Genomic DNA, 16,645 nt, shown 5'->3' with positions numbered 1-16,645 from the left:
GGCGTCAGGCGCGACCGGGGGCGGGCGGCTCCGGCGGCAGGGGCATCTGGGAGGGCGGCGGCGGGGTGGTGGCCTCCGGGACGGCCGGCTCCGCCGCGCGGTGCGACCCCGTCTGCTGCGCGGCGGGCTGCTGCGCGGTGGGCTGCTGCGCGGTGGGCTGCTGCGTCGGAGCGGGCTGCTGCGCCGCGGGCTGGTTCGTCGGCGCGGGCTGCTGGGCCGGGGCGCCGTGCTCGTCACCCTCGGAGCGACGCCCGGCGTCGGGGTCGAGCTTGTCGGCCTCGGCGAGGGTCTCGTCGTGGCGCCGGCGGGTCTCGTGGGCGGTGGCGGCCCGGTCGGCGGCCTCCCGCTCCAGACGCTCGGCCTCGGCGGCCTTCTTCTCGGCGGCGGCGCGGGCCTCGGCCGCCGCGGCCTCGGTCTCACGAGCCCGGGTCTCGCTCTGCGCGACCCCGGTGGCCTGCGCCTGGGCCTGCTCGCGCAGCTCGGCGGCCCGCGCGCTGCGGGCCACCCGGCGGCGCTTGAGGGCGGCGAGGGCGACGCCCACGACCAGCAGCAGCACCACCACGGCGACGACGATCCACATCCACGGTTCCATCTCGGTCTCCTCCTAGAGCCAGTTCATCGGGTCCACCGCCGTGCCGTTCACGGTGACGGTGAAGTGCAGGTGGCAGCCCGTGGACCAGCCGGTCGACCCGACGTAGCCCACGACCTGCCCCTTCGCGACCCGCTGTCCAGGCGAGACGACGTAGTTCGTGGCGTGGTTGAAGATGGAGGCCACCCCGACCCCGGACACCAGTCCGTGGTCCAGGATCAGTCGGTTCCCGTACGACGTGGAGTAATACGACTCCACGACGGTGCCGGCGGCGCCGGCGTACATCGGGGCGCCGCAGGGGGCGCCGAAGTCGGTGCCGTCGTGCAGCGCGTAGTAGCCGTAGATGGGGTGCGTGCGCATCCCGAACGGCGAGGTGACGTAGCCGTTGACGGGGTAGTTGAGGAAGCCCCCCTGCGAGGGGGGCGCCCCGCCGGTCGCGGCACCGGCGGCGGCGGCCCGGCGGCGCAGCAGCTCGGTGATCCGGCGCTCCTCGGCCTGCAGCTCGCGCAGCGTGCGCCGGTCCGAGGCCAGGGCGCGGTCCGCGGCGCGGCGGGCGCTGCGGCGGGCGTCGACCAGGTCGGCGACCTCGGCGGTGGCGGTCTCCTGCTCGCGGGTCAGGCGGCGCTGGGTGGCGAGGTTCTCGCGGGCCTCCTCGCGGCGTGCCGCGACCAGGTCCTTGGCCTCCTCGACACCGGTCTCGGTGACCTCGAGCAGGACCTCGGCGGCGCGCAGGTCGTCGTAGGAGCGGGTCTCCTCGCCGACCATCGTGTCGGCGGCCTCCTCGCGCCGGGTCAGGTCCGCCGGGTCCTCCGCGCGCAGCAGCGACGACAGCGCCGCGAGCGAGGGGTCGGTGCCGGTGTAGAGGTCGACGACGGTCGAGGTGACGGCGTCGCGCTGGGTCTCGACGTCGTCCCGGCCCCGGGCGAGCTCCTCGCGCGCCTCGGCCAGCGCCTCGCGCGCCGCGGTGAGCCGACGGGCCATCCGGTCGTCCTCGGCGCGGGCCTCCCCGAGCTCGCGGCGCACCTCGGCGAGCCGCGCGCGGGCGTCCGAGAGGGCGGTCTCGGCCCGTACGAGCCGGTTCGTGGTCCGCCGGGCCCGGGCGCTGGACTCCGTGACCTCGTCGGCGGCCGAGTCGATCCGCTTCTCGACCTTCTCCTTGCGCTCGTCGAGGTCCGGCTCCGCGTGGGCGAGGTCAGCGATGGAGGCGGGCACGGTCACCGCGCCGAGGGCGAGCGCCGCCACGGAGGTGGCGACGAGCATCCGTCGACGGGCGGCACGGGGGAAGGAACGCACCGAGAGGGCCTTCGCTGTGGGAGTCGGTGGACATCCGCAACATAGGCCCCACGAGTCACACCCGCGTGTATTTGCGGGTCAGCACGAGTGTCGGCACCACCGTGAGCAGCGGGCCGAGGACCGCGATGCACGCCACCGCCACGCCGTACTCGGACAGACCGATCCACGGCATGAACCGCAGCGAGTCGCTCAGCTGCTCGGCGATGCCGAACCACATGAACGCCGCGAGGGCCCCCGCGGCCAGGCCGACGCCGATCAGCGCCGTCACGAGGGCCTCGAGGACGAACGGCAGCAGGATCGACAGCCCGGAGGCGCCCACCAGGCGCATGATCCCGATCTCCCGCCGTCGGGCCAGCGCCGCGAGACGGATCGTGTTGCCCACCAGCATCAGCGCGGCCAGCACCAGGAACGACGCGATGCCGATCGCCCCCCACTGCAGCGCGTTGATGGAGGTGAAGATCGGCTCGAGGACCGCCCGCTGGTCGCGGATGCTGGAGACCCCCTCGAGCCCCACGACGGCGCTGCGCACCCCCTCGAACTCCTGGGGGTCGGCGAGCTCGACCCAGAGCGACTGCGGCAGCGCGTCGGCGGTGGCGGCGGGGTTGGGGCCCTCGAAGCGCTCCGCGCCGTACAGCTGCTTGACCTTGTCGAAGGCCTCCTCGGAGGACTCGTAGCGCAGTCCGGAGACCTCGGGGTTGTCCTCGAGGGTCGCGGCGACGGCGTCGCGCTCGGCGTCGGTCACCTCGCCGGTGCAGGCGGGGTTGTCGTCGCCGTCGCGGCACAGGAAGACGGTGACCTCGAGCTGGCTGCCCCAGTACGCCGCGGCGCGGTCGGCCTGCTGGTTGAGCAGCACACCGAGGCCCACGAGGGTCAGGGACACGAACAGGGTCAGGACGACCGCGATGTGCATCGTCAGGTTGCGGCGCAGTCCCTGGCCGAGCTCGGAGAAGACGTAACGCAGGTGCATGGTGGAGAGGGGTCCTCGCTGTCGGGGGCGGCTGTCGGGGTCAGCCGGAGGTCAGCTCTGGAAGCCGTAGGCGCCCTGGGCCTGGTCGCGCACGACCACGCCGCCCTCGAGCTCGACGACGCGCTTGCGCATCTGGTCGACGATCCCGGCGTCGTGGGTGGCCATCACGACCGTGGTGCCCGTGCGGTTGATGCGGTCGAGCAGCTTCATGATGCCGACCGAGGTGCCCGGGTCGAGGTTGCCGGTGGGCTCGTCGGCGATCAGGATCTGGGGCCGGTTGACGAAGGCCCGGGCGATCGCGACCCGCTGCTGCTCACCGCCGGAGAGCTCGTCGGGGAAGCGGTCCCCCTTGCCGTCGAGGCCGACCAGCTCGAGGGTCTCCGGGACCAGCTCGGCGATCTGGGAGCGCGAGCCCCCGATCACCTGCAGCGCGAACGCGACGTTCTCGCTCACGGTCTTGTTGGGCAGCAGCCGGAAGTCCTGGAAGACGGTGCCGATGCGGCGCCGCAGGCCGGGGACCTTCCAGCCCGCGAGGCGGTTGATCTCCTTGCCGGCGACGTAGACGCGGCCCGACGTGGGCCGGGCCTCGCGCAGCACCAGGCGCAGGAAGGTGGACTTGCCGGACCCGGAGGTGCCCACCAGGAAGATGAACTCGCCCTTCTCGACGTCGACGGTCACGTCGTCGAGGGCCGGGTGGCCCTGTCCGGGGTAGGTCTTCGTGACCTTCTCGAATCGAATCACCGGATCGAGGGTAGAGGGTCTTCCTGAGCGTGGCCGCCCACCCGCCTCCGGGCCGTCTCTAGGGTGGGCGCCATGTCCAGGTCCGTGCGCGTCCCCACGCTGGTGGCGGCCTCGGTGCTCGTGCTGGCCTCCTGCTCCTCGGGCGGCTCGTCACCACAGACGTCCCCGACACCCTCGGCCTCCCCCACCCCGACCTCCCTCGCGGAGGTCGACGTCGGTGCGCTGCCCGTGGTCCGCACGGCGTTCTGCGACGCCGTCGAGGCGGACGCGGTCGAGGCGGCGCTCGGCGGACCGGTGGCCGAGACCGCCCACTACGCCGACGGCGAGCGGGCCCGGCTGACCGGCGACGTGCGCGACGTCGCCCACGAGAACGGGTGCACCTTCCTCGGCGCGGACGGCGTCCGCGCCCGCACCTGGCTGTTCGTCCCGCCCGTCACCCCCGCCGAGGCGCGCGAGCTGGTCGCCGCCGCGGAGCGAACCGAGGGCTGCGCCCCGCGCCCCGACGCCCCGGCGTACGGCGAGCCCTCGACCGCCCTGCTCTGCGGGGCCGAGGGCGGCGGCGCCGAGGGGGGCGGGACCGAGGGGGGCGGCCCGGTCGAGGCGACCTACCGCGGCCTGATCGGCGACGCCTGGCTGAGCTGCTCGCTGCGCGAGCCCCGCGAGGTCTACGAGGCCGGTGGCGGCCGCGAGGGCCTGCTGGCCCGCACCGACGCCTGGTGCCTCGAGGCGGCCAGCGCCGCCGCGACCTGACGCGGGTCGCGGCGCCGGTTCAGGCCGGCGCCCCGACCACCCACCAGGCGGCGTACGGCGGGACCACGACCACGCCGTCCGCGCCCCAGGTCAGCGGGTGGCCACCGAGCGCCTCGTACGGCGCGGCGAGCCCGAGACCGTGCAGGCGGCCCATGTCGAGGGGCCGCGGGGTGGGGGTGACGTTGTAGACCCCGACGAGGGTCCCGGTGTGGTGGTGGCGCACGACGACGAGCAGCCCGTCGTCGATACCGGGGTCGGCGAGCACCTCCGCGTCGACGGAGGCGTGCAGCGCCGGCAGCCCGGCGCGCACGCGGGCGAGGTGGGCCAGCCCGGCGAGCACGCGCGCGCCGCGGGTGCCGGGCGCGGGCGGCAGGAGGTCGTCGGTGACGCGGGGGCGGTGGGCCCAGCGGTTGTCGCCCCCGTGGCCGGGCTCGGCCGCCCAGGCGGGGTCGTCGGGCAGCGCGAGCTCGTCGCCGCTCCACACGACGGGGACACCGCCCCAGCCGGCGACGAGCGCGTGCGCGAGCAGCATCCGGGCGACGGCGCCGTCGGGGTCGCGGCCCGAGGCCCCGAGCCCGGTCAGCGAGGCGGACGTGCCGCTGATGCGACGGTCGCCCGTGGCCGGGTTGTGCTGGAAGACCAGGCCCTCGGCCCAGGAGCCCGGGAACTCCCCGGAGTAGAAGTCGGACAGGAACTTGCGGTGGCCCTGCCCGGTCACCCCGACCGCGGCGGCGTCGCCGTCGTCGATCGCCCAGCCGATGTCGTCGTGGCAGCGCACGTAGGTGATCCAGGTGCCGCCCGGCGGGGTCGGCGGGAGCGCGGCGAGGGCGTGGCGCGCGAGCCGGGTCTCCCCCGTCGCGAGCATCGACCAGACCTGCACCATGAGGCTGTTGTGGTAGGCGAGGTCGCTGACCCGGCCGACGTGGGCCCCGTCGCCCAGGTAGGCCACGAGGTCGCGGGGCCCGACGATGGCCTCGGCCTTGAACAGCACCGCGGGCGCCGCCAGCCGGGCCGTGGCCCGCAGGGCCTGCACCAGCTGGTGGACCTCGGGCTGGTTCTGGCAGTCGGTCCCCATCCGCTTCCACAGGAAGGCGACCGCGTCAAGGCGCAGCACCTCGACCCCGAGGTTGGCCAGGTCGAGGACGACGTCGGCGAGCTCGACGAGGACGGCGGGGTTGGACCAGTCGAGGTCCCACTGCCAGGAGTTGAACGTCGTCCAGACCCAGCCGCCGGCCTCCCCGAGCTCGGGGTCGAAGGTGAAGGAGCCGGGCGCGAAGTCCGGGAACACCTCGGGCAGGGTCCGCTCGTAGGCGTCGGGGAGCTCGCGGTCGGCGAAGACGTGGAAGTAGTCGACGTACGTCGGGTCGCCGGCGCGGGCCGCGACCGCCCAGGCGTGCTCGCGCGCGACGTGGTTGAGCACGAGGTCGACGCACAGGCTGATGCCGCGCGCGCGCAGCATCGCGGCGGCGTCGCGCAGGTCGTCGCGGTCGCCCAGGTCGGGCCGCACCCGGCGGTAGTCCGCGACCGCGTAGCCGCCGTCGTTGTCGCCCTCGCGGGGCATCAGCAGCGGCATCAGGTGCAGGTAGGTGACGCCCAGCTCCTCGAGGTGGTCCAGACGACGCGCGAGGCCGGGCAGGTCGCCCGCGAAGCGGTCGGCGTAGCAGGCGTAGCCGAACATCCGCGGGTCCTGCACCCAGCCCGGCCGCAGGAGACGCCGCTCGTCGAGCACGTGCAGGTCGTCGGGCCGCGCGGCGTAGGCCCGGGCGGCGACGGCGACGAGCCGGCGCGCGACGGCCCCGGGGTCGTCGTACACAGCGAGGCCGGTGAGCAGGTCGGGCGCCCAGCGCTCCAGGCGGAGCGCGAACGTGTCGCGCCGGTGGGCGGGAAGGTCCGCGAGGTGCGGCGCCGCGGCCGCCGTGAGGTCGTCGAGCACCGGGGCGCGCTGGCTCAGGCGTCGACGGTGGCGTCGGTCCCGCGGCGCCAGCGGATGCCGGCCTCGAGGAAGCCGTCGATCTCGCCGTCGAAGACCGTGGTGGGGTTGCCGACCTCGTAGCCGGTCCGCAGGTCCTTGACGACCTGGTAGGGGTTCAGCACGTAGTTGCGCATCTGGTCGCCCCAGCTGGCCTGCACGTCGCCGCGCATCTCGTCGAGGTGCGCCTTCTCCTCGGCCTTCTTGAGCGCGAGCAGCTTGGCCTTGAGCACGACCATCGCGCTCGCCTTGTTCTGCAGCTGCGACTTCTCGTTCTGGCAGCTGACGACCGTGCCGGTGGGCAGGTGGGTCAGGCGCACCGCCGAGTCGGTGGTGTTGACGGACTGTCCGCCGGGCCCGCCGGAGCGGTAGACGTCGGTGCGGATCTCCTCGTCGGGGATCTCGATCTCGTCGGTCTGCTCGAGCACCGGCACGACCTCGACGGCGGCGAAGCTGGTCTGGCGGCGACCCTGGTTGTCGAAGGGGCTGATCCGCACCAGGCGGTGGGTGCCGGCCTCGACGCTCAGCGTCCCGTAGGCGTAGGGCGCGCGCACGGCGAAGGTGGCCGACTTCAGGCCCGCCTCCTCGGCGTAGGAGGTGTCGAAGACGTCCACGCCGTACTTGTTGCGCTCGGCCCAGCGCGTGTACATGCGCATCAGCATCTCGGCGAAGTCCGCCGCGTCGACGCCGCCGGCCCCGGAGCGGATGGTCACGAGCGCCTCGCGGGCGTCGTACTCCCCGGAGAGCAGCGTGCGGACCTCGAGGACCTCGACGGCCTGGTGGAGGCGGCGCAGCTCGGCGTCGGCCTCGGCCAGCGTCTCCGCGTCGTTCTCCTCGCGGCCCATCTCGACCAGCGTCTCGACGTCGTCGACGCGGGCGACGAGCCCGTCGAAGCGGTCGACCTCGCCCTGCAGCGCCGAGAGCCGGCCGGTCACGCGCTGGGCGTTGGCCTGGTCGTCCCACAGGTCGGGGGCGCCGACCTGGATGCCGAGGTCGGCGATCTCGGTGCGCATCGCGTCGACGTCGAGCACCTGCTCGACGGTGCGCAGGGTCGCGCGGAGCTGCTTGATCTGGGTGTCGATGTCGGGGCCGGCCACGCCCTCGAGGTTACCGCCCGTCCACGTCGCGGACCCCGGCGCGGCGGCTCGACGTCCGCTCTGCTTAAAGTGCAGTATCTCAGTTGAGATAGTCACGTTCATTCCTGGAGGCCTGACAGATGCACCCTTCCACCACCCGTCGCGGGCGCACCGGCGCCCTGCTGCTCGCCGCCGGCCTGATCGGCCTCACCGCGTGCGGCGCCGACGCCTCCGGGCCGCGGCTCGAGCTGACCGCCGCCGTGCCCGACGAGGTGCCCGAGGGCACCGTCCTGCGCGTCGGCGACCCGCCGACCCAGGCCGCGCTGGAGCTCTCGGGCCTCGGCGACGACCTCGAGACCGAGATCGAGTGGGCCAACATCAACGGCGGCCCCAAGACCCTCGAGGCCTTCCGCGGCGACGCCCTGGACGTCGGCAGCGTCGCCGACATCCCGCCGCTGTTCGCGACCTGGACCGGCACCGACGTGCGGATCGTCGCGGTCCGCGACACCGTGGACCCGCTCGAGCACCCGGTCTACGAGCTCGGCGTCGCGCCCGGCGTCGACGTCGAGTCCATCGAGGACCTGCGCGGCAAGACCATCGCCTACTCCCCCGGCCAGGCGCAGGGCGCGTTCGTGCTGCGCGTGCTCGCCGAGGCCGGCCTGACCCAGGACGACGTCGAGCTCGTCGAGCTGCAGAGCGTCGACGACGTCTACGTCAACGCCCTGGGCAGCAACCAGGTCGAGGTCGCCCCGCTCGGCCAGCAGCTCGTCGCCCCGTACCTCGCGAAGTACTCCTCCGACGGAGGGACCACCATCAACGGCGGCGTCCGCGACGACGCCTGGACGCTGTACGCGCCCACGGAGGTGCTCGAGGACGCCGACAAGGCCGCCGCCCTCCGGGAGTACGCCGCGGTCTGGGCCGAGGCCCAGGAGTGGATCAACAACCACCCCGAGGAGTTCGCCGAGGGCTTCTACGTCGAGAAGGAGGGCCTGTCCCCCGAGGACGCGGCGGCGATCGTCGAGGCCAACGGCACCTACGAGGTGCCGACCGACTGGGACGAGTTCATCGCCCGCCACCAGGAGACCGCCGACCTGCTGGTCGAGGAGCAGGGTCAGGAGCCGCTGCAGGTCGAGGACATCTACGACCGGCGCTTCGAGGGGGTGACCCGATGACCGCGGTCCTCGAGTCCCCGCCCGTCTCCGGGGCGCCGGTCGACCGCCGCGTCGTCCGCCGGCGCCTCGGTCCGGGCCGTCGGGTCCCCTTCGCCATCGTCACCGGCCCCCTCGTGCTCGTCGCGCTGTGGTGCGTCGGGTCCGCGACCGGGCTGCTGGACCCCCGCACCCTGTCGGAGCCCTGGACCGTGGTGGCGACCGCCGGCGAGCTCGTCGCCGACGGCCGGCTCCAGGAGAACCTCGTGGTCTCCGCGACCCGCGCCGCCGTCGGCCTCGGCCTCGGCGTCGCGATCGGCCTGCTCCTCGCGATCGTCTCCGGCCTCTCCCGGCCCGGGGAGTACCTCATCGACGGGCCCGTGCAGATCAAGCGCTCCATCCCCAACCTCGCGCTGATCCCCCTGCTCATCCTGTGGCTGGGGATCGGCGAGGAGATGAAGATCATCACCATCGCGCTGGGCGTGGTCGTGCCGATCTACATCCACACCCACAACGGCCTGCGCGGCATCGACAGCCGCTACGCCGAGCTCGCCGAGACCACCGGCCTCGGCCGCGGCGAGTTCGTGCGCAGCGTCGTCCTGCCGGGCGCCCTGCCCGGCTTCCTGCTCGGGATGCGCTTCGCGGTGACCTCGGCGCTCCTCGCGCTGGTCGTCGTCGAGCAGGTCAACTCCACCAGCGGGATCGGGTACATGATCACGCTGGCCTCCTCCTACGGGCAGACCGACGTGATCATCGTCGGCCTGGTCGTGTACGCCGTCCTCGGCCTGGTCGCCGACGGTGCGGTCCGCTTCACCGAGAGAAGGGCACTGGCATGGCGACGCACACTCGAGAGCTGAGCTCCACCGAGGCGGCCACGGGTCGCACCGCGGTCCGGGTCCGCGGCCTGAACCGCAGCTTCAGCGAGGCCGGCGGGGTCCTGGACGGCCTCGACCTCGACATCGCCGCGGGCGAGTTCGTGGCCCTCATCGGCCGCAGCGGCAGCGGCAAGTCCACCCTGCTGCGGGCGCTCGCGGGCCTCGACCGCGACGTCGCGGGTCACGGCGAGATCACCGTCCCCTCCCAGGTCTCGGTGGTCTTCCAGGACTCCCGGCTGCTGCCGTGGAGGCGCGTGCTCGACAACGTCCTGCTCGGGCTGCGCTCGCGCGGCGCGGCCGTGCGCGGCCGGGAGGCCCTCGCCGAGGTCGGCCTCGCCGGCCGCGAGCGCGCCTGGCCCCACGAGCTGTCCGGCGGCGAGCAGCAGCGCGCCGCCCTGGCGCGCTCCCTGGTGCGCGAGCCGCAGCTCCTGCTGGCCGACGAGCCGTTCGGCGCGCTCGACGCGCTCACCCGGATCCGGATGCACGTGCTGCTCAAGCGCCTGTGCGCCGAGCACCGCCCCGCCGTCCTGCTCGTCACCCACGACGTGGACGAGGCCATCGTGCTCGCCGACCGCGTGATCGTGCTCGACGCGGGCGCGGTGTCCTCCGACATCCGCGTGGACGCCTGGGTGCGGCCCGGCGGGCGCCGCTCCCAGGCGGACCCGCAGTTCGCCGCGCTGCGGACCCGCCTCCTCGCCGAGCTCGGCGTCGAGGACGACCACGACCCCGCCCTGGCCGACCGACGGAAGGAACCCGCATGAGCAACACCACCACCTGGCGCGACCTCGGCACCACCGGCGTCAAGGTCAGTCCGCTGACGCTGGGCGCGATGATGTTCGGCGCCTGGGGCAACACCGACCACGACGAGTCGGTCCGGATCATCCACCGGGCCCTCGACGCCGGCATCAACGTCATCGACACCGCCGACGTCTACGCCCGCGGGGAGTCCGAGGAGATCGTCGGCAAGGCCCTGCGGGGCCGCCGGGACGACGTGGTGCTCGCGACCAAGTTCCACGGCGCGATGTCCGACGACGACCCCAATCAGGCGGGCAACTCGCGGCGCTGGATCGTCCGGGAGGTCGAGGCCTCGCTGCGCCGCCTCGGCACCGACCACATCGACCTCTACCAGGTGCACCGCCCGCGGCCCGAGGTCGCGATCGACGAGACCCTGGGCGCGCTGACCGACCTCGTGCGCGCCGGCAAGGTCCGCTACATCGGCACCTCGACGTTCCTGCCCTCGCAGGTCGTGGAGGCGCAGTGGGTCGCGGAGCGACGCGGCCGGGAGCGCCCGGTGACCGAGCAGCCGCCGTACTCGATCCTGGCGCGGGAGGTCGAGCGGGACCTGTTCCCCACCGCGCAGCGCCACGGCCTGGGGATCCTGCCGTGGAGCCCGCTGGCCGGCGGCTGGCTCTCGGGGCGCTACCGCCGGGGCGAGGAGACCCACACGACCTCGTCGCGGGCCGGGCGCCAGCCCGCGCGCCACGACCCGTCGCTGCCGGAGAACCGCGCCAAGCTCGAGGCGGTGCACCGGCTGCAGGACCTCGCCGACGACGCCGGGCTCTCGCTGGTGCACCTCGCGCTGGCGTGGGTGCTGCGGCACCCGGCGGTGAGCTCGGCGATCATCGGTCCCCGGACCATGGAGCAGCTGGAGTCCCAGCTCGGCGCCGAGAAGGTCGTCCTCGACACGGCGCTGCTCGACGCGATCGACGAGGTCGTCCCGCCCGGCGAGACCCTCAACGCGGCGGACCGGGGCTACGCGCCCCCGTCGCTCGACGCCGCGAGCAGGCGCCGGGCCGCGGCCTCCACCTGAGCCTCGGAGACCAGCACCGCCTCGGCGGCGTCCCCCAGCGGCACGAAGCTGTCCGCGCTGGTGACGCGGGCCATCCCTCCGGAGAAGCCCTCGTCGACCAGCGCGGCCAGCACGCCCTCGCTGACGCCGCCCGAGCGGCGGGTCTCGTCGACCACCAGCACGCGGCCGGTCGCCGACGCCTCGCGCAGGAGGTCGGCGACCGGCAGCGGCGCGAGCCAGCGCAGGTCGAGCACCCGCACGCCGACGCCGTCGGCGGCCAGCCGGCGGGCGACCCGCAGGCTCATCCGCACGCCGTTGCCGAAGGTGGCGATGGTCAGGTCGTCGCCGTCGCCGTGGGTGCGCCCCGAGCCGATCGGGACGTGCGTCTCGACCCACCGGTCGTGCCCGGCGTACGGCGCGAGCCAGCCGTCGTCGCCGGGCTCGTGGAGGTCGCGCTCGTGGTAGAGCGCGATCGGCTCGAGGAACGCCGAGACGGTCCCGTCGACCGCGGCGGCGGCCACGCAGGTGCGCAGCATCGCGGCCGCGTCGTCGGGCCGCGACGGCGAGGCGATCACCAGCCCCGGCACGTCGCGCAGGACCCCGACGGCGTTGTCGTTGTGGAAGTGGCCGCCGAAGCCCTTCTGGTAGCCGTAGCCCGGCAGCCGCACGACCATCGGGTTGCGGAACGCGCCCGCGGAGAAGAACCGCTGGCTGGCCGCCTCGCCGCGCAGCTGGTCCTCGGCGTTGTGGAGGTAGGCGAGGTACTGGATCTCGCAGATCGGCAGCAGGCCGGTGGTGCCCGCGCCCAGCGCGAGGCCGAGGATCGACTGCTCGTCGAGGAGGGTGTCGAAGACCCGCGCCCGCCCGAAGCGCTTCATCAGGCCGCGGGTCACGCCGTACACCCCGCCCTTGCCGGCGACGTCCTCGCCGAAGACGAGGGCGCCGGGGTGGTGGGTCAGCACGTCGGCGAGCCCGCGGTTGATGCTCTGCGCCAGCGTCATCGACCGGTTGTCCTCGGGGCTGCGGCCCGTCATCTCCGGCGCCGCCACGACCGCCGCCACGGCCCCGGGGTCGGCGGGGGCCAGGGGGGCGGCCACCGCCGCGGCGTCGGCGAGGCGGTCGGCGCGCTCGACCGCGGCGGCGGTGGCCATCACGCGCTCGCGGACCGCCTCGTAGCGCGCCACCGCGCCGTCCGCGTCGAGCACCCCGGCGGCGACGAGGCGCCGGGCGGTGTCGACGAGCGGGTCGCGGGCGGCCTCGGCCGCGATCTGCGCCGCGCTGCGGTAGGCCGTCTCGACGTCGGCGCCGGCGTGGCCCATCAGGCGCACCGTGCTCAGGTGCAGGAAGGCCGGGGTGCGGGTCTCGCGGACGTGTGCGGCCGCGCGGGCCGCGGCCTCGACGGCGGCCGGCAGGTCGCAGCCGTCGGCCTCGACGTAGGTGAGGTCGTCGCGGCCGCCCCAGGCATGGCGGATCCACCCCTCGGGCGTCGGCACGCTGATCCCGATCCCGTTGTCCTCGCAGACGAGCAGCAGCGGCACGGGGATGCCGCGGTAGGCCGTGTTGAGGGCCGCGTTGACGGCGCCCACGGCGGTCGAGTGGTTGGCCGAGGCGTCGCCGAAGCTGGCGACGACGAGCGCGTCCTCGGGGCGCCCGGGGTCGATGCCGAGACGCCGGGCACGGCCCAGGGACACCGCCAGCCCCAGGGCCCGCGGGAGGTGCGAGGCGATCGTCGAGGTCGTGGGCACCACGTCGGCCGCCGCGCTCCCCCACACCTTGTGGCGCCCGCCCGAGATCGGGTCGTCGGCAGCCGCCACCATGCCGAGCAGCACGTCGCGGACCGGGTCGTCGAGCCCGGCCTGGCGGGCGCGCTCGCAGAAGAAGGCGCCGGAGCGGTAGTGCAGCAGCGCGGGGTCGGTGGGTCGCAGCACCGCCGCGACGGCCACGTTGCCCTCGTGGCCGGCCGAGCCGATCGTGTAGTAGCCCCGCTCGCGCGCCCTCAGCCAGGCCGCGGCCAGGTCGAGGTGGCGGCTCGTGGCCTGGGCGTCGTACAGCTCGAGGGCCCGGGCCGGGTCGAGGGACCCGAGGGCGTCGGGGTCGCTGCCGGCGACGGGGCCCAGCCCCCCGACGGTGGTGAGGAAGGCGTGATCGACGGGGTCGACGGGCGCGGCCATGGGCTCACTGTCCCCTACCGCGGGGCTGCCGTCCGAGGCGGATCTGTCCTAGCGTCGTCGGATGAACGACCGCAGCCCCGTCGAGCCCCCGCTGGCCGGCACCGAGGTCGAGCAGCTCCTCGGGTCGCTGGACCGCCTGCGCGGCACGTTCCGCTGGAAGGCCGGCGGTCTCGACGCCGCGGGGCTCGCGACGCGGGTCGGGGCGTCGTCGCTCACGCTCGGCGGGCTGCTCAAGCACCTCGCGCTGGTCGAGGACGACGTCAGCCTGGCCCGGCTGACGGGCGGGGACCTCGCCGGGGTCTGGGGACCCCTGGGCCACGACGGCTCCGCGGACTGGGAGCTGCGCTCGGCGTCCGACGACTCCCCCGGGCACCTGTACGCCGTCTACGACGACGCCGTGCACCGCGCCCGCGAGCGCTGGGCCGCGGTGGTCGCCGAGCGCGGGCTCGACGGGGCCGCCCACCTCAGCGACGACGCCGGCCGTCACCCGAGCGTGCGCCGGGTGCTGTGCGACCTGCTCGAGGAGTACGGCCGCCACACCGGCCACGCGGACCTGATCCGCGAGTCCGTCGACGGGCTGGTCGGCGAGGACCCTCCGGGGTGAGGTCGGACGTCAGCGGCGACCGAAGACCTGCGCGGCGTACCAGCGGCCGCCGTCGTCCTTGACGGCGGCGAGACCCATGAGCCGGTAGCTCCTGGACAGGATGTTGGCGCGGTGACCCTCGGACCGCATCCATCCCTCGCGCACGAGGGCCCGACCGGTCGGGTAGCCGTACGCGACGTTCTCGCCGACCCAGCCCACCGCGCAGTCGGCCTGGACGCGCCCGAGGTCCTGGTGGAAGATCCGACCCTCGGCGCGCATGGCCCTCGCCTGGCGCAGCGCGGCCCGCTTGAGGCACGCGTCGCCCCGCAGGACGGCGCGGTCGCGGTCGGCGCGCGCGCCGTTGCTCGACCGGAACGCGGTGCGGGCGTAGGCGTTGGTGGCACCGACCCGCGCGGACTCGACGTGCAGGGTCGTGGCGGCCGCGAAGCCCGACGGGGCGAGCTGGACGGTCGCGAGGACGCCGGCGATCGCGGCGACGAGCGCGAGGCTCAGGACGAGCTGACGGACGGGCAGGACGGACACGAGCGTCTCCGGGGGGAGGAGAGAAGGGGGGAGCCCCCACACAACACGACCGCAGGCGTCCGCGCACCCTTTCCGCAGGATCTCCTCCAGGAGTCCGCAGGGTCTGCTCAACGGTCGGTGAGGAGGACGGCCGGAACTGGGCACTAGGGTCGGAGTCCGTCTGCCTCACCCGATCCACTCCAGGAGCGCCATGCACCCGACCCACATCCCGCTGCGCGTCACGACCGGCGCCTTCATCCTCAACTCCGGCATCAGCAAGCTCGGCGCCGACGAGGGCACCCAGCAGTTCCTGCAGGGCACCGCCGCCAGCACCTACCCGGTCTTCGAGGACATGCGCCCGGCGACCTTCACCTCGATCCTCGCCTGGTCCGAGATCGCCGTCGGCGCCGCGCTGCTGGTGCCGAAGGTGCCCGCGCACGTCGCCGGCGCCGCGCTGACCGGCTTCGGCGCGAGCCTGCTCGGCGTCTACCTGCGCACCCCGTCGATGACCCTCGACGACGGCATCCGCCCCAGCCAGGAGGGCACCGCGGTCGCCAAGGACGTCTGGCTCGTCGGCGCCGGCCTCACCCTGACGACCCAGGGCCTCATCGCCCGCGCCGCCGCCGGCGCGAAGCAGGCCAAGAAGAACGCCAAGGCCGTCCGCAAGAACGCCCGCGCCGCCAGCAAGGACCTCCGCAAGGAGGTCGGCAAGAAGGCCGCCAAGAACGCCGCCAAGGCGAAGGCCCTCGCCAGCTGACCGTTCCATCCCGCTCGACCGCTCGACCGCCGCCCGCCCGTCGCCCGCGCGACGGGCGGGCGTGCGTGCGTGTGGGGCGACCGGTCGCGTCCCGGCGGCTCAGTCGCCGCGGTCGACCGTGATCACCGCGGAGCCCGTGGCCGCGACGGTCGGGCGGTACGGCGCACCCGGGACCTCGAAGGGCAGGTCGACCGGGGCGCGCACGTCGACCTCGACCGTATCGCCGCTGACACGCACCGTGTGGACGAGCCCGGGGAAGCGCTGCCGGGCGCCGGTCTGCTGCAGGTACGCCGCGACCGCCGCCTGCGCGCGGGCCGCGGCCTGGTCGAGGCGCACCTCCCCGAGACCCTCGTCGTACACCTCGGCGGTGTCGGTGCCGCCGTCGGCGCCCGCGATCGCGGCGCCGTCGGCGACGGTGTCGAGGCCCTGCCGCTGCAGGTACGCCGCGGACGCATCCACGACGACCGCCATCCCCATCAGCAGCGCGATCGCGAACCCGACGACAAGGATCGTGACCTGTCCCGACTCGTCGCGCCGCCGGTCCCGGGTGGTCACCGGACCTCCTGGAACTGGCCGTAGGCGACCGAGTGCGTCGCGTCGAGGGCGATGCTGGGCCGGTCCCCGCCCAGCGCGTCGGGCAGCAGCGGCAGGTCGACGCGGGAGTCGATGGTCACCGTGATGGTCGAGCCGCCCGACAGGCAGGCCCCGTCGGGCGAGCACGAGACGCGCACCGAACGCGGGACGTCGCCGATGCCCTGGTCCTCGAACGCCCGGCGGGCCACGGCCTCCGCCTGCGCCCGGCCCTGGGCATCGGTCTCCGACAGGGCGTAGGCCCGGCCCGCGGCCCGCGCAGCCGCGCTGACCGCGAAGGCGCCGCGCTGCACCTCGAACGCCGTGAGCACGATGTAGATCGTCGGGATCAGCAGGAGCAGCCCGAGCCACACCAGCTCGACCACCGCCGAGCCCCGCTCGTCGCGACCGGCCAGGCGGCGCTGCAGGCGCCTCACCGGCTCTCCTCCACCGCGTTGCCGGTGACCTCGAGCGGGACCGCGGGACCGAACAGGCCCAGCGGCGGCACCGTCGCCCGCACCGTCACCTGCACGCCGGGCGCACCGTCCACGAGCACCTCGCCGGCCGAGACGTCGCGGGCGAACCGTCCGGCGACGGCGTCGCCGATCTGCTCGCGGGTGCGCGCGGCCCCGTCGGCGGGCGCCCGGTCGAGCGTCGCGCCGTACCGGGCGCCCTCGGAGGCCGCGGCCGCGAGGGTGTTGCGCACGTGGAGCACGAGGGCGAGCTGGAGGATCCCGAGGAACAGCGGGACGAGGATCATCAGCACGAGCACGAAGTCGACGACCGCCGACCCCCGCTCCCGCCGGGACCGGCGGGGTCCTCGGGGCTGCGGCGGGCGGGCCACG

The 16,645-nt window shown here is 74.7% G+C and carries 18 protein-coding genes; 7 read left to right on the top strand and 11 right to left on the bottom strand.

The features are described from left to right. Window positions 1-4: 4 nt before the first annotated feature. The 4 genes from ABD158_RS10410 to ftsE are packed head-to-tail and all read right to left on the bottom strand — an operon-like array spanning window position 5 to window position 3,590. Complete coding sequence (locus ABD158_RS10410; RefSeq protein ID WP_344006820.1) at window positions 5-592, bottom strand: hypothetical protein; 588 nt, start codon at window positions 590-592, stop codon at window positions 5-7. 12 nt (window positions 593-604) lie between these two features. Beyond that, window positions 605-1,882, bottom strand: a complete 1,278-nt coding sequence (locus tag ABD158_RS10405) for a peptidoglycan DD-metalloendopeptidase family protein (RefSeq protein WP_344006818.1) — start codon at window positions 1,880-1,882, stop codon at window positions 605-607. 55 nt (window positions 1,883-1,937) lie between these two features. Further along, entirely contained in the window at window positions 1,938-2,849 is a 912-nt protein-coding gene (gene ftsX / locus ABD158_RS10400; protein ID WP_344006816.1) for a permease-like cell division protein FtsX, read from the bottom strand. A gap of 51 nt (window positions 2,850-2,900) precedes the next feature. Next, window positions 2,901-3,590 (bottom strand): cell division ATP-binding protein FtsE, encoded by a 690-nt coding sequence (gene ftsE, locus ABD158_RS10395; protein ID WP_344006814.1) that lies wholly within the window; start codon window positions 3,588-3,590, stop codon window positions 2,901-2,903. Between the two features lie 72 nt (window positions 3,591-3,662). On the opposite strand from ftsE, the gene ABD158_RS10390 reads away from it, so the two are divergent. Continuing rightward, window positions 3,663-4,340, top strand: a complete 678-nt coding sequence (locus ABD158_RS10390; RefSeq protein ID WP_344006812.1) for a hypothetical protein — start codon at window positions 3,663-3,665, stop codon at window positions 4,338-4,340. Between the two features lie 19 nt (window positions 4,341-4,359). On the opposite strand, the gene ABD158_RS10385 is transcribed toward ABD158_RS10390, so the two are convergent. Next, entirely contained in the window at window positions 4,360-6,273 is a 1,914-nt protein-coding gene (locus ABD158_RS10385; protein ID WP_344006810.1) for an alpha-amylase family glycosyl hydrolase, read from the bottom strand. 14 nt (window positions 6,274-6,287) lie between these two features. Beyond that, the gene (gene prfB / locus ABD158_RS10380) at window positions 6,288-7,406 is read right to left on the bottom strand and encodes a peptide chain release factor 2 (RefSeq protein WP_344006808.1); all 1,119 of its coding nucleotides are present in this window, start codon (window positions 7,404-7,406) and stop codon (window positions 6,288-6,290) included. A gap of 119 nt (window positions 7,407-7,525) precedes the next feature. Here prfB and ABD158_RS10375 point away from each other — a divergent pair, with 119 nt between their 5' ends. Genes ABD158_RS10375 through ABD158_RS10360 form a run of 4 tightly spaced genes read left to right on the top strand, consistent with a single transcriptional unit; the run spans window position 7,526 to window position 11,218 of the window. Further along, complete coding sequence (locus tag ABD158_RS10375; protein ID WP_344006805.1) at window positions 7,526-8,557, top strand: ABC transporter substrate-binding protein; 1,032 nt, start codon at window positions 7,526-7,528, stop codon at window positions 8,555-8,557. Then, window positions 8,554-9,390 carry an ABC transporter permease gene (locus ABD158_RS10370; RefSeq protein ID WP_344006803.1) on the top strand — a complete coding sequence of 279 codons (837 nt, stop codon included), beginning with the start codon at window positions 8,554-8,556 and terminating at the stop codon, window positions 9,388-9,390. Before ABD158_RS10375 ends, ABD158_RS10370 begins: the two co-directional genes overlap by 4 nt. Next, a complete protein-coding gene (locus ABD158_RS10365; protein ID WP_344006800.1) occupies window positions 9,366-10,169 on the top strand; it encodes an ABC transporter ATP-binding protein in 804 nt (267 codons plus the stop codon). The genes ABD158_RS10370 and ABD158_RS10365 overlap by 25 nt, the downstream gene beginning before the upstream one ends. Continuing rightward, complete coding sequence (locus ABD158_RS10360; RefSeq protein ID WP_344006798.1) at window positions 10,166-11,218, top strand: aldo/keto reductase; 1,053 nt, start codon at window positions 10,166-10,168, stop codon at window positions 11,216-11,218. Before ABD158_RS10365 ends, ABD158_RS10360 begins: the two co-directional genes overlap by 4 nt. Here ABD158_RS10360 and ABD158_RS10355 read toward each other — a convergent pair. After that, entirely contained in the window at window positions 11,161-13,368 is a 2,208-nt protein-coding gene (locus ABD158_RS10355) for a thiamine pyrophosphate-dependent enzyme (protein WP_344006796.1), read from the bottom strand. The genes ABD158_RS10360 and ABD158_RS10355 overlap by 58 nt on opposite strands. A gap of 61 nt (window positions 13,369-13,429) precedes the next feature. Between ABD158_RS10355 and ABD158_RS10350 the strand changes: the two genes are divergently transcribed. Continuing rightward, on the top strand, window positions 13,430-13,972 hold the full coding sequence (locus ABD158_RS10350) for a mycothiol transferase (RefSeq protein ID WP_344006794.1): 543 nt from the start codon (window positions 13,430-13,432) through the stop codon (window positions 13,970-13,972). A gap of 9 nt (window positions 13,973-13,981) precedes the next feature. Here the strand turns inward: ABD158_RS10350 and ABD158_RS10345 are convergent, their stop codons facing one another. Further along, entirely contained in the window at window positions 13,982-14,494 is a 513-nt protein-coding gene (locus ABD158_RS10345) for a CAP domain-containing protein (protein WP_344006793.1), read from the bottom strand. 190 nt (window positions 14,495-14,684) lie between these two features. Between ABD158_RS10345 and ABD158_RS10340 the strand changes: the two genes are divergently transcribed. After that, window positions 14,685-15,230, top strand: coding sequence for a hypothetical protein (locus ABD158_RS10340; RefSeq protein WP_344006791.1), 546 nt, complete (start codon window positions 14,685-14,687; stop codon window positions 15,228-15,230). Window positions 15,231-15,329: 99 nt separating this feature from the next. On the opposite strand, the gene ABD158_RS10335 is transcribed toward ABD158_RS10340, so the two are convergent. Genes ABD158_RS10335 through ABD158_RS10325 form a run of 3 tightly spaced genes read right to left on the bottom strand, consistent with a single transcriptional unit; the run spans window position 15,330 to window position 16,644 of the window. Further along, window positions 15,330-15,785 (bottom strand): pilus assembly protein TadG-related protein, encoded by a 456-nt coding sequence (locus ABD158_RS10335; protein WP_344006789.1) that lies wholly within the window; start codon window positions 15,783-15,785, stop codon window positions 15,330-15,332. After that, window positions 15,782-16,237 carry a hypothetical protein gene (locus ABD158_RS10330; protein ID WP_344006787.1) on the bottom strand — a complete coding sequence of 152 codons (456 nt, stop codon included), beginning with the start codon at window positions 16,235-16,237 and terminating at the stop codon, window positions 15,782-15,784. Before ABD158_RS10330 ends, ABD158_RS10335 begins: the two co-directional genes overlap by 4 nt. Then, window positions 16,234-16,644, bottom strand: coding sequence for a TadE family protein (locus tag ABD158_RS10325; protein ID WP_344006784.1), 411 nt, complete (start codon window positions 16,642-16,644; stop codon window positions 16,234-16,236). Before ABD158_RS10325 ends, ABD158_RS10330 begins: the two co-directional genes overlap by 4 nt. Window position 16,645: the final 1 nt, after the last annotated feature.

This window comes from Nocardioides lentus (assembly GCF_039529515.1).
GTDB classification, from domain to species: Bacteria; Actinomycetota; Actinomycetes; order Propionibacteriales; family Nocardioidaceae; genus Nocardioides; species Nocardioides lentus.
This window is presented reverse-complemented; position numbering and strand designations above follow the sequence as displayed.

What these genes read in the sequence shown, in the direction of transcription:
- ABD158_RS10365 (WP_344006800.1), top strand. Translation starts at nt 9,366, where the DNA reads ATGGCGACGCACACTCGAGAGCTGAGCTCCACCGAGGCGGCCACGGGT.
- ABD158_RS10410 (WP_344006820.1), bottom strand. Translation starts at nt 592, where the DNA reads ATGGAACCGTGGATGTGGATCGTCGTCGCCGTGGTGGTGCTGCTGCTG.
- ABD158_RS10355 (WP_344006796.1), bottom strand. Translation starts at nt 13,368, where the DNA reads ATGGCCGCGCCCGTCGACCCCGTCGATCACGCCTTCCTCACCACCGTC.
- ABD158_RS10375 (WP_344006805.1), top strand. Translation starts at nt 7,526, where the DNA reads ATGCACCCTTCCACCACCCGTCGCGGGCGCACCGGCGCCCTGCTGCTC.
- ABD158_RS10350 (WP_344006794.1), top strand. Translation starts at nt 13,430, where the DNA reads ATGAACGACCGCAGCCCCGTCGAGCCCCCGCTGGCCGGCACCGAGGTC.
- ABD158_RS10390 (WP_344006812.1), top strand. Translation starts at nt 3,663, where the DNA reads ATGTCCAGGTCCGTGCGCGTCCCCACGCTGGTGGCGGCCTCGGTGCTC.
- ABD158_RS10360 (WP_344006798.1), top strand. Translation starts at nt 10,166, where the DNA reads ATGAGCAACACCACCACCTGGCGCGACCTCGGCACCACCGGCGTCAAG.
- ABD158_RS10370 (WP_344006803.1), top strand. Translation starts at nt 8,554, where the DNA reads ATGACCGCGGTCCTCGAGTCCCCGCCCGTCTCCGGGGCGCCGGTCGAC.
- ftsX (WP_344006816.1), bottom strand. Translation starts at nt 2,849, where the DNA reads ATGCACCTGCGTTACGTCTTCTCCGAGCTCGGCCAGGGACTGCGCCGC.
- ABD158_RS10340 (WP_344006791.1), top strand. Translation starts at nt 14,685, where the DNA reads ATGCACCCGACCCACATCCCGCTGCGCGTCACGACCGGCGCCTTCATC.